Origin of the sequence: Aestuariivita boseongensis, assembly GCF_001262635.1 — a bacterium.
GTDB classification, from domain to species: domain Bacteria; phylum Pseudomonadota; class Alphaproteobacteria; order Rhodobacterales; family Rhodobacteraceae; genus Aestuariivita; species Aestuariivita boseongensis.
Genome location: NZ_JXYH01000003.1, coordinates 134,056 through 143,649 on the forward strand (window position 1 = coordinate 134,056; position 9,594 = coordinate 143,649).

Here is a 9,594-nt window from a genome sequence, read left to right on the forward strand (position 1 = left end):
AGGCAGGCGCAGTCCGGTTACCTTGGCGGGAAACACCGCAAACCCGGAAAGCCTGATATGACCCTGACATTCGCGCCCGAGACAGATGATGCCATCCCCGTCACCATTCTGGATGCTGATGCGCTGACTGACTGGCTGGACGCGCAGCCGGAAAGCACGCAGGCCTGGGTCGACGCGCAGGGGTTCAAGGCGGGACTTGGCAGCGCAATCGCCGTTCCGGGGGAAGGTGGCAGCATCGCCCGGGCCGTCATCGGGATCGGCACCGCCTCCACGCGGGAGCGTGCGCGCTTTGCCGTGGCGGCGGGGGCTGCGAAACTGCCAAAAGGCACCTATCGCATCACCGAGGGCCTGCCCGCCGATCAGGCTGAGGTAGAGGCACTGGGATGGCTTCTTTCAGCCTACAGCTTCGATCGGTACCGCGACCAGAAACACAGCTTTCCCGGCCTGATCGCGCCAGAAGGCGTCGATTCCGCGCGGGTGGAAGCGATCGCGGCAGGCGAAAAACTGACCCGCGATCTGATCAACACACCCGCCTCCGACATGGGGCCGGACGCGCTGGAACAGGCCGCGCGCGATCTGGCAAAGATGTTCGGCGCGGATATCTCGGTTACAACCGGGGAGGATCTGCTGGCGCAGAATTTCCCGATGATCCACACGGTCGGCCGCGCCTCGGCCACGCCACCACGTCTGATCGACATGACATGGGGCAACGAAGGGCCCGCGCTGGTTCTGGTGGGCAAAGGGGTCTGTTTCGACACCGGCGGCCTGAACCTGAAACCCGGCGCATCCATGGGCCTGATGAAAAAAGATATGGGCGGTTCCGCCACGGTTCTGGGACTGGCGCTGATGATCATGGCGCTGGACCTGCCTGTTCGGCTGCGCGTCCTGATCCCGGCGGTGGAAAACTCGGTCTCCGGCAACGCGTTCCGCCCGCAGGATATCCTGACCTCGCGCAAGGGCCTCACGGTCGAGATCAACAACACCGATGCCGAAGGCCGGCTTGTGCTGGCCGATGCGCTGGCTCTGGCGGATGAAGGCAAGCCGGATCTGATCATTTCCATGGCAACGCTGACAGGCGCGGCGCGCGTGGCAGTTGGCCCCGATCTTGCGCCCTTCTATGCGAATGAAGACACAGATGCTCTGACGCTTGCTCAAGCAGCCGGCGCTCAGGCCGATCCGGTCTGGCGGATGCCCTTTCATGCGCCCTATGAAAAGATGATCGAACCCGGCATCGCCGATCTGGACAACGCGCCCAAGGGCGGTTTCGCCGGGTCGATCACCGCCGCTCTGTTCCTGCGCCGCTTCGTGACCGAAACGCCGCGCTACATGCATTTCGACATCTTTGCCTGGCAGCCCACCGCGGCCCCGGCCCGGCCCAAAGGCGGCGTGGGCCAGGGGGCGCGTGCGGTTCTGGCAGCCCTGCCCGATCTGCTGAAGCTGTGAGCGATCCGCGCCTCACCCCGGCCAATGCGCGCGTGATGGCGGATCACCTGCCAGAAGATGACAGCGGGCGTGCAAGGGTGACACCCGTCGCAATGCAAGTGGCCTGGCCCCTGGTCGACCTTCTGCGCACCTCCGATGGCCCCCGCGAAAGACAGCTTCTGCTGGGCGACGCGGTTGATGTTCTGGAACGCCATGACGGAATGGCCTTCGTGCAGGCCCGAAAAGACGGCTATGTCGGCTATGTCCCGGAAGAGGCCCTGGAGCCTGACGCCCCCGCCAGCCATCTGGTCAGCGCCCCGGCCACGCATCTTTATGAAAAAGCGGATCTGAAAAGCCCCGACCTTGCGACGCTCAGTTTCGGAACGCGGGTGGCAGTGACCGATCAACAAGACGATTTCGCGGCGACAGCTTTCGGATTCATCCCCGTGCAGCATTTGCAGCCAGTGGATCAGCCCTTTGACGATCCGGTGTCCGTGGCCCAGTTATTCTTGGGCACACCCTATCTGTGGGGTGGAAATTCGCGTGCCGGTATCGACTGTTCCGGCCTTGTGCAGGCGGCCTGCCTGGCTTGTGGAATCCCCTGCCCCGGCGACAGCGACCTGCAGCAATCCACGCTGGGCCAGCCCGTGCCAGACGGGGAACCACCGCAGCGGGGGGACCTGCTGTTCTGGAAAGGACATGTGGCCTGGGTGGCAGGGCCGGACCTGATCCTTCATGCCAACGCCCACACGATGTCCACGAATTTCGAGGGTCTGCAGACCGCGATCGCCCGCATTCAGGCCGCCGGCGACGGGCCCATGACGGCGCATAAACGGTTGCGATAAACGCTACTCGACCGCGCGGATCAGTTTGCGTTCCAGCACGCGCAGCACCGATCTCAGATCGCTGCCGCGTTTCAGGATACGGCCATCCATACCAATGACCGAATACATGCCCTGACGGTTGCGCAGCCTGGGATGCTTTTCGATCCGGTAGAGGGGGTTTTCAGCGGTGCGCCGGAACACCGAGAAAATCGCACAATCGCGCAGGTTCGAAATGCCATAGTCGCGCCATTCACCTGCGGCAACCATGCGTCCGTAAAGGCCAAGGATCACAGACAGCTCACGCCGATCAAACGAAACCTGTTGAGGCGCCATGCCGATGGGATGCTGCACTGTCATGCTGACAGAGTTGCCCCGAACGCCCCCGAAATCAAGAGCCGACAGCACCGCCAAAGCGCGCAGCAAAATCGGGAGAGGCCGCGGGCATCGCAGGCAGACCTTCAAGGGGCTGATCCAGCCAGGCTTCAGCCAGGGGGCTGAGGCTGCGGTAAAGCGCTGCGATTTCGGCGCGCGGATTGGTCAGCCCGATGTCTTCCGGCATCAGATCAGGCACCGGTTCGGGATGGCGCAATACCAGCCTGCGCCAGCGGTGGATCAGCAAGACCCGCGCCGCCGCCGCGTCCAGCTGATCAGAGGGGGCATTGCTGCGCAGCGCGTCGACATCGGCGGCCAGCGCTTCGATCGCTGCGCGCATTTCGTCCCCAAGGACGCGTTCGCGATAGGCCGGGGAGATCTGATCGAGGCTCCCGGTGACGACACAATCGGCCCGCTCGGGCACGCGGCCTGCCGGCACTAGACCTATCGTGGGCGTGGCCCCGTCCAGCGTGACATAAAGCGACCAGTTTTGCACCGGCTCAGTCTGCGGCGCGGCATAAATCAGGCTGGTTGCGGGGGCGAAGCGTTCCACGCCCTGCGGGCTCAGCCGGTAAAGACTGGTGCGCCCCGTGCGTTCGCTTTCCACCCAGCCGTCGCGCCCCAGCCGCGACAGCGCTGTGCGGAGCGTGCCCGGTTCCACCCCGATACGCGACATCAGCGCGCCCAGCCGCGCGGTGGAAATTACGCCGCCACGGTGCTGGACCATATCCCCGAAGACGGTGATCACCAGCGACCAGACGCGCAGGCGGCCCTGCGCATGAAGCGCGTCGATAAGAGGTTTCAGCGGATCCATTTGGGTCGGTTTAGCCGCTGCGCCTGGAATTTGGAAGATGGCGCCGGGGGCTGGCTGAGGGAGCCTCCGGCGGGGAGTATTTGCGGCCAGAAAGAAGCAGGGAGGCCTAGTCGGGGCGGTCGTAGCTGACCATCGTCAGAAGCTCATATTCCGCGACTTGATCGCCGTCCTGATTGGTCAGCGTCACGTTCCAGGCCACTTCGCCATAGCTGTCGGTGCGGCCCGTCTTGCGTTTGCATGTCAGCCGCACGCGGATCGTGTCGCCGGGGCTGACGGGTTTCTGGAAGCTGAGGCCATTAAGGCCGGTATTGGCCAGAACCGGACCGGGATCGGGTTGCACGAAAAGCCCCGCCGCGAAGCTGAGCAGCAGATACCCATGCGCCACGCGGCCCGGGAAGAAGGGGTTCGCCCTGGCGGCGTCTTCATCCATATGGGCATAGAAGGTGTCACCCGTGAAATGGGCGAAATGCTCGATATCCTCCAGCGTAACCTGGCGCGGTTCTGTATGGATCGTCTCGCCGATCTGGATCTCGTGGAAGGTGCGCTGGAACGGGTGCTGCGGACCCGTCGTTTCGGCAGCACCTTGGATCCACTGGCCGGTGATGGCGGCGATCACATCGGGACTGCCCTGCACGGCGGTGCGCTGCATGTAATGCAGAACGCCACGGATGCCGCCCAGTTCCTCCCCTCCACCTGCGCGGCCCGGCCCGCCATGGACCATATGCGGCAGCGGGGCACCGTGGCCTGTCGCCTCTTTCGCGCTGGCGCTGCCGGTGATGTAAAGACGGCCATGCCACGCGGCCGACCCCAGCGTGACCTCGCGCGCGACCTGCGGGTCGTCGGTGACCAGCGACGCCACAAGTGATCCGCCCCCGCGATTGGCCAGCGCACTGGCGTGGTTCAGATCGCGATAGGGCATGAGGGTCGAAACGGGGCCGAACGCCTCCAACTCATGCACCGCGCGGGCCGCGTCCGGGTCGTCACAGCGCAGCAGCGTGGGTTTCATAAATGCGCCGCGCGCATCGGCGCCGACCAGATCAAGCGTTTCGGGATCGCCGGTCAGCGTGACGGTTTCCCCGGCCAGCGCCTGCATCTTGGCCAGCACATCGGCTTTCTGATCAAGGGAGGCAAGCGCCCCCATACGTACCGCCTCCGAGGCCGGATCGCCCACCGCGACGCCCTCAAGCCGCGCGATCAGCGCCTGTGAGACCGCATCCAGCAACGGCTCAGGGACGATGATACGGCGGATGGCCGTGCATTTCTGGCCCGCTTTCACGGTGATCTCGTTGCCAGCTTCCCTGATGAATTGGTCAAACGCCGCCGATCCGGGCGCCACATCCGGCCCCAGAATCGTGGCGTTCAGGCTGTCCTGTTCGGAATGGAACCGCACCGAATTGCGCATGAGGCCTGGGTTCTGCCGCAGCATCAGCGCGGTGTCGGCCGATCCGGTGAAGGCCACCGCATCCTGCGGGCCCAGCCGGTCCAGCATGTCGCCAACACCGCCCACAACCAGTTGCACCGCGCCGTCCGGCAGAAGGCCGCTGTCGATGATCATGCGAAAGCAGGCTTCGGTCAGGTAGGATGTTTGCGTGGCCGGTTTCACGATGGCCGGAACACCGGCCAGTAGGGTCGGGGCAAGTTTCTCAAGCATGCCCCAGACCGGGAAGTTGAAGGCGTTGATATGCACCGCGACCCCCTGCAAAGGCACGGCGATATGCTGACCCAGGAACGTGCCGCCGCGCGACAGGCCTTCGACATCGCCATCGACATAGACATGGCCGTCGGGCATCTCGCGCCGCCCTTTGGAGGCGATGACCAGCATCGTCCCGATCCCGCCTTCGATATCCACGGCACCGTCCCGGCGGGTGGCGCCGGTCAGCGGATTGAGGGCGTAAAGCTCCTCTTTCCGGTCCTTGATATAAAGCGCCAGCGCCTTGATCATCTTGGCGCGCTCATGGAATGTCATCGCGCGCAGAGCCGGGCCGCCCACATCGCGCGCCCAGTCCAGCATGGCTTGCACATCCAGCGCCGCGCCCCCCGCTTCGGCGATGGGTTGGCCTGTCACCGGGCCGATAACGGCGCGCGCATCCGCGCCCGGTTCGATCCATTTGGAAACGGCATAGCTGGCTGGTCTGAGCATTGGTCGACTCCCTTCAAACTGACGCGCAGCATGACGGGCCTTTCGGTGGAAATCAACACTCTTGACCGCATGGTCGGTTTTATGCAGAGTGCCCGCGCAGGGGAGGATGACCGATGACACCACAGGACCGCGCCGAAAAAAGCGCCGCCGCCATGTGGGCCAACGACGCCGCCAGCAAATGGCTGGGCATGACGTTGGACGCGGTCGGGCCGGGCACGGCGACCCTGTCTTTCACGGTCGAGGATCACCATCTGAACGGGCACGCGATCTGCCATGGCGGGTATATCTTTACCCTGGCCGACAGCGCGTTTGCCTTTGCCTGCAACAGCTATAACCAGATCACGGTGGCGCAGGAAAACCAGATCACATTCCTGTCGCCCGGCAAGCGCGGGGAACGGCTGATCGCATCCGCGACGGAGACTGCCAGAAACGGGCGCTCGGGCGTTTATGATATCACGGTGACCGGCGAAGACGGCCGCAAGGTCGCGCTGATGCGCGGCCTGTCACGCACCATCAAGGGCCAGCATTTCGAGGAAGAGACATGACAACAGCTTATCTGTGCGACGGGTTGCGGACCCCCATTGGCCGCTATGGCGGATCGCTTTCCAAAGTGCGGCCCGACGACATGCTGGCGCATGTGATCGCGGCGGTGACGAAAGATCACCCCAACATGCCAATCGACGAGGTTCTGGCAGGCTGCGCCAACCAGGCGGGCGAGGATAACCGCAATGTGGCGCGCATGGCCGCCCTGCTGGCGGGCCTGCCCGATACGGTACCCGGGGCCACAATCAACCGGCTGTGCGGTTCAGGGTTGGACGCCGTTGGATCCGCCGCACGGGCCGTGCGCACCGGCGAAGCCGAAGTCGTGATCGCCTGCGGAGTGGAATCGATGTCGCGCGCGCCTCTGGTCATGCCCAAGGCCGATGTCGCCTTTTCCCGCAAGGCCGAGATTTACGACACCACCATCGGCTGGCGGTTCATCAACAAGGCGATGCACAAGCATTACGGCACGGATTCCATGCCGGAGACGGCCGAGAATGTCGCCGCCGATTACGATATCGCCCGCGAAGACCAGGACGCCTTCGCCTTCCGCAGTCAGGAGCGGGCGGCGGCGGCCATCGCCTCGGGACGGTTGGCGCGCGAGATCTTTCCGGTCTCGGTTTCGCAGCGAAAAGGCGACCCGATCATCGTGGATACCGACGAACACCCGCGCCAGACGACGCTGGAGAAACTCGCCTCTCTGCCCGCCCCGTTCCGCGAGGGCGGGACTGTAACCGCAGGCAATGCGTCGGGCGTGAATGACGGGGCTGCGGCTGTGATAGTCGCCTCCGAAGCGGCGGTGGAGAAATATGGCCTGACGCCCCGCGCCAGGATCGCCGGCATGACGACGGTGGGCGTGCCCCCGCGCATCATGGGGATCGGCCCCGCGCCTGCCACGGAAAAGCTGATGGCGCAGCATGGGCTGAGCATCGGCGATATCGACCTGATCGAACTGAACGAGGCGTTCGCCGCCCAGGGTCTGGCCGTGACACGCCAGCTGGGCCTGCCCGATGACGCCGATCACGTGAACCCCCATGGCGGCGCGATTGCGCTGGGCCATCCGCTAGGCATGTCCGGCACGCGGCTGGCGCTGACGGCCTCGATCACCATGACGGAAAATGACATGAACCGCGCGATCTGCACCATGTGCATCGGTGTCGGTCAGGGTATCGCGCTTCTGCTGGAGAAAGCCTGATGAAAGACCTCACCCCCCGCCGCGAAGACCTGAACCCGATCGAGATCGCCTCACGGGACGAGATCGCCTCGGTCCAGCTCGACCGTCTGAAATGGTCGCTCAGCCACGCCTATGAAAACGTGCCGCATTACAAGGCCGCCTTCGACGCGGCGGGCGTGCATCCGGACGATTTGACCGCGCTTGAGGATCTGGCGAAGTTCCCCTTCACGGTGAAACAGGACCTGCGCGACAATTACCCCTTCGGCATGTTCGCCGTCCCGCGCGAACAGGTGGCGCGCATTCATGCGTCTTCGGGCACAACCGGGCAACCCACGGTGGTGGGCTATACCGCCAAGGATCTTGAAGTCTGGGGTGAGGTTGTGGCCCGCTCCTTGCGCGCCTCTGGCCTGACACCTGGCGATCTGCTGCACAACGCCTATGGGTATGGGCTGTTCACCGGCGGTCTGGGCATCCATCTGGGGGCCGATGCGCTTGGCCTGACCACGGTTCCGATTTCCGGCGGCATGACCCAGCGCCAGGTGCGCCTGATCGAAGATTTCAAACCCAAGGGGATCACCGTCACGCCCTCCTACGCGCTGTCGATCCTTGACGAATATGCCGCGCAGGGCCTCGACCCGCGCGAAAGCTCGCTTGAGGTCGGCATCTTCGGCGCTGAACCCTGGACCAACGCCATGCGGGAGGAAATCGAACAGGCCTTCGACATGCATGCGGTCGACATCTATGGGCTAAGTGAAGTGATGGGCCCCGGTGTTGCCAATGAGTGCGTCGAAACCAAGGATGGACTGCATATCTGGGAAGACCATTTCTATCCTGAGATTATCGACCCCGCGACAGGCGAGGTGCTGCCCGATGGCGAGAAGGGGGAACTGGTCTTTACCTCGCTTTCGAAAGAAGCCTTCCCGATCATCCGCTATCGCACGCGTGATCTGACACGGCTTCTACCCGGCACCGCCCGGTCCATGCGGCGGATGGAGAAGGTGACGGGCCGCAGCGACGACATGATCATCCTGCGCGGCGTGAATGTCTTTCCCACCCAGATCGAGGAACAGCTGATGGCCGTCAAAGGCCTTGCCCCGCATTTCCAGATCGAACTGACGCGGCCTGATCGGATGGACCAGATGCGCATTCTGACCGAGGCGGCGGAAGGCCACGCCAGCGATGACGCACGCGCGCAGGCCGCCGCCGATCTGGCGCACCGGGTCAAGGCCACGGTCGGAATTTCGATCAAGGTCGATGTGGCCGATCCCGGCGGTGTTGAGCGGTCCCAGGGCAAGGCGGTCCGCATTCTGGACAAACGCCCCAAAGACTGATGCCGCGCGGGATCGCCAAGGACCACGACGAAAAGCGCGCCGCGATCCGCAAGGGCGCGGCGGGCTATTTCGCGCGGCACGGCTATGACCGGGCGTCGATGACCGGGGCCGCGCGGGAGTGCGGTGTCTCTAAGGCTTTGATATATCACTATTATGACAGCAAAGAAGCGTTGCTGTTCGACATCTTGAGCACGCATCTTTCCGAGCTGGAGGAGGTTCTGGAAGAGGCGCGGGACGAAGGGCTGCCCGGGCTGATCCGCGCGACCCTGATGGCCTATGAAAACGCCGATGCGGAACACAAGCTGCAGCTGGATGCGCTGGCGACATTGCCGGCAGAGCTGCAGACACCGCTGATCCATTCGCAGCGAAACCTTGTGGCGATCATGTCGGATGCAGTGGCAAAGGAACGCGGCGACCTGTCGCCGGATCGGCTGCGGGCGGTGACGATGACCGTCTTTGGCATCCTGAACTGGTTTTACATGTGGCACCGCCCGGACCGGGGGCTGAGCCGGGCGGACTATGCGGCGCTGGCGGCGGATTTCGTCAGGGGTGGAATTGCCGCGGCCTGAGGGGGTTTCGCATGCGAAACCTCTTTTATTAACAATAGGTTAACAAAATTCCTGCCTGAGGCTGGAAATCCCCCCCTCCTGCTTCTTCTTGCTAAAAATACGGAACGCAACGCCTGCCACGGGCCGAACCCCATGAATGGCCAAAACAGGCTCAGGCAAACCGCCCCTGACAGAACCACCCCGACGACATCGTTCCGCCATGGGCATAGTAAAGCCATAACCGCTCCCCCTCGGCGGTGGTGACAACCCAGTAATCCCGCACGCCGCTGCGCCAGTCGGGATCGTCCAGCCACCATTCCGGCGCGATCCGTTCCGGGCCGGTGCCCTGCGCCAGATGCCAGTCGCGCCCGCGCCAGCGGAAGTGGCCGGGCAGATGCGGCTGGTCCCCGGCCTGTACCGGCTCGGGCC

Annotated in this window: 10 protein-coding genes; 6 read left to right on the forward strand and 4 right to left on the reverse strand. The window is 64.1% G+C overall.

The window, feature by feature from the left end; genetic code table 11:
* The first annotated feature begins 57 nt into the window (after positions 1–57).
* A complete protein-coding gene (locus tag TR61_RS02590) occupies positions 58–1,443 on the forward strand; it encodes a leucyl aminopeptidase family protein (RefSeq protein ID WP_050927979.1) in 1,386 nt (461 codons plus the stop codon).
* The gene (locus TR61_RS02595) at positions 1,440–2,267 is read left to right on the forward strand and encodes a C40 family peptidase (protein WP_245626800.1); all 828 of its coding nucleotides are present in this window, start codon (positions 1,440–1,442) and stop codon (positions 2,265–2,267) included. The genes TR61_RS02590 and TR61_RS02595 overlap by 4 nt, the downstream gene beginning before the upstream one ends.
* Positions 2,268–2,270: 3 nt before the next feature.
* Here TR61_RS02595 and TR61_RS02600 read toward each other — a convergent pair whose 3' ends face one another.
* The 3 genes from TR61_RS02600 to paaZ all read right to left on the reverse strand — a co-directional run bounded on the left by TR61_RS02600 (position 2,271) and on the right by paaZ (position 5,572).
* Entirely contained in the window at positions 2,271–2,603 is a 333-nt protein-coding gene (locus TR61_RS02600) for a DUF2794 domain-containing protein (RefSeq protein WP_050928000.1), read from the reverse strand.
* A 31-nt stretch (positions 2,604–2,634) separates the two neighbouring features.
* Positions 2,635–3,432, reverse strand: a complete 798-nt coding sequence (locus TR61_RS02605) for a PaaX family transcriptional regulator C-terminal domain-containing protein (protein ID WP_050927980.1) — start codon at positions 3,430–3,432, stop codon at positions 2,635–2,637.
* Positions 3,433–3,538: 106 nt separating this feature from the next.
* Complete coding sequence (gene paaZ / locus TR61_RS02610; protein WP_050927981.1) at positions 3,539–5,572, reverse strand: phenylacetic acid degradation bifunctional protein PaaZ; 2,034 nt, start codon at positions 5,570–5,572, stop codon at positions 3,539–3,541.
* A gap of 113 nt (positions 5,573–5,685) precedes the next feature.
* Here paaZ and paaI point away from each other — a divergent pair, with 113 nt between their 5' ends.
* Genes paaI through TR61_RS02630 form a run of 4 tightly spaced genes read left to right on the forward strand, consistent with a single transcriptional unit; the run spans position 5,686 to position 9,186 of the window.
* A complete protein-coding gene (paaI, locus tag TR61_RS02615) occupies positions 5,686–6,117 on the forward strand; it encodes a hydroxyphenylacetyl-CoA thioesterase PaaI (RefSeq protein WP_050927982.1) in 432 nt (143 codons plus the stop codon).
* Positions 6,114–7,307: a 3-oxoadipyl-CoA thiolase gene (gene pcaF, locus TR61_RS02620; RefSeq protein ID WP_050927983.1), complete on the forward strand. Its 1,194-nt coding sequence runs from the start codon at positions 6,114–6,116 to the stop codon at positions 7,305–7,307. The genes paaI and pcaF overlap by 4 nt, the downstream gene beginning before the upstream one ends.
* Positions 7,307–8,617: a phenylacetate--CoA ligase PaaK gene (paaK, locus tag TR61_RS02625; RefSeq protein ID WP_050927984.1), complete on the forward strand. Its 1,311-nt coding sequence runs from the start codon at positions 7,307–7,309 to the stop codon at positions 8,615–8,617. The genes pcaF and paaK overlap by 1 nt, the downstream gene beginning before the upstream one ends.
* Entirely contained in the window at positions 8,617–9,186 is a 570-nt protein-coding gene (locus TR61_RS02630; RefSeq protein WP_050927985.1) for a TetR/AcrR family transcriptional regulator, read from the forward strand. Before paaK ends, TR61_RS02630 begins: the two co-directional genes overlap by 1 nt.
* A gap of 151 nt (positions 9,187–9,337) precedes the next feature.
* On the opposite strand, the gene TR61_RS20115 is transcribed toward TR61_RS02630, so the two are convergent.
* Positions 9,338–9,594, reverse strand: a 257-nt coding sequence (locus tag TR61_RS20115; RefSeq protein WP_342669394.1) for a DUF6504 family protein, incomplete at its 5' end; no start/stop codon positions are given.

Bases quoted from the DNA above. Each gene is read 5' to 3' on its own strand.
- pcaF (WP_050927983.1), top strand. From the start codon at position 6,114: ATGACAACAGCTTATCTGTGCGACGGGTTGCGGACCCCCATTGGCCGC.
- TR61_RS02600 (WP_050928000.1), bottom strand. From the start codon at position 2,603: ATGACAGTGCAGCATCCCATCGGCATGGCGCCTCAACAGGTTTCGTTT.
- paaI (WP_050927982.1), top strand. From the start codon at position 5,686: ATGACACCACAGGACCGCGCCGAAAAAAGCGCCGCCGCCATGTGGGCC.
- paaK (WP_050927984.1), top strand. From the start codon at position 7,307: ATGAAAGACCTCACCCCCCGCCGCGAAGACCTGAACCCGATCGAGATC.
- paaZ (WP_050927981.1), bottom strand. From the start codon at position 5,572: ATGCTCAGACCAGCCAGCTATGCCGTTTCCAAATGGATCGAACCGGGC.
- TR61_RS02590 (WP_050927979.1), top strand. From the start codon at position 58: ATGACCCTGACATTCGCGCCCGAGACAGATGATGCCATCCCCGTCACC.
- TR61_RS02605 (WP_050927980.1), bottom strand. From the start codon at position 3,432: ATGGATCCGCTGAAACCTCTTATCGACGCGCTTCATGCGCAGGGCCGC.
- TR61_RS02630 (WP_050927985.1), top strand. From the start codon at position 8,617: ATGCCGCGCGGGATCGCCAAGGACCACGACGAAAAGCGCGCCGCGATC.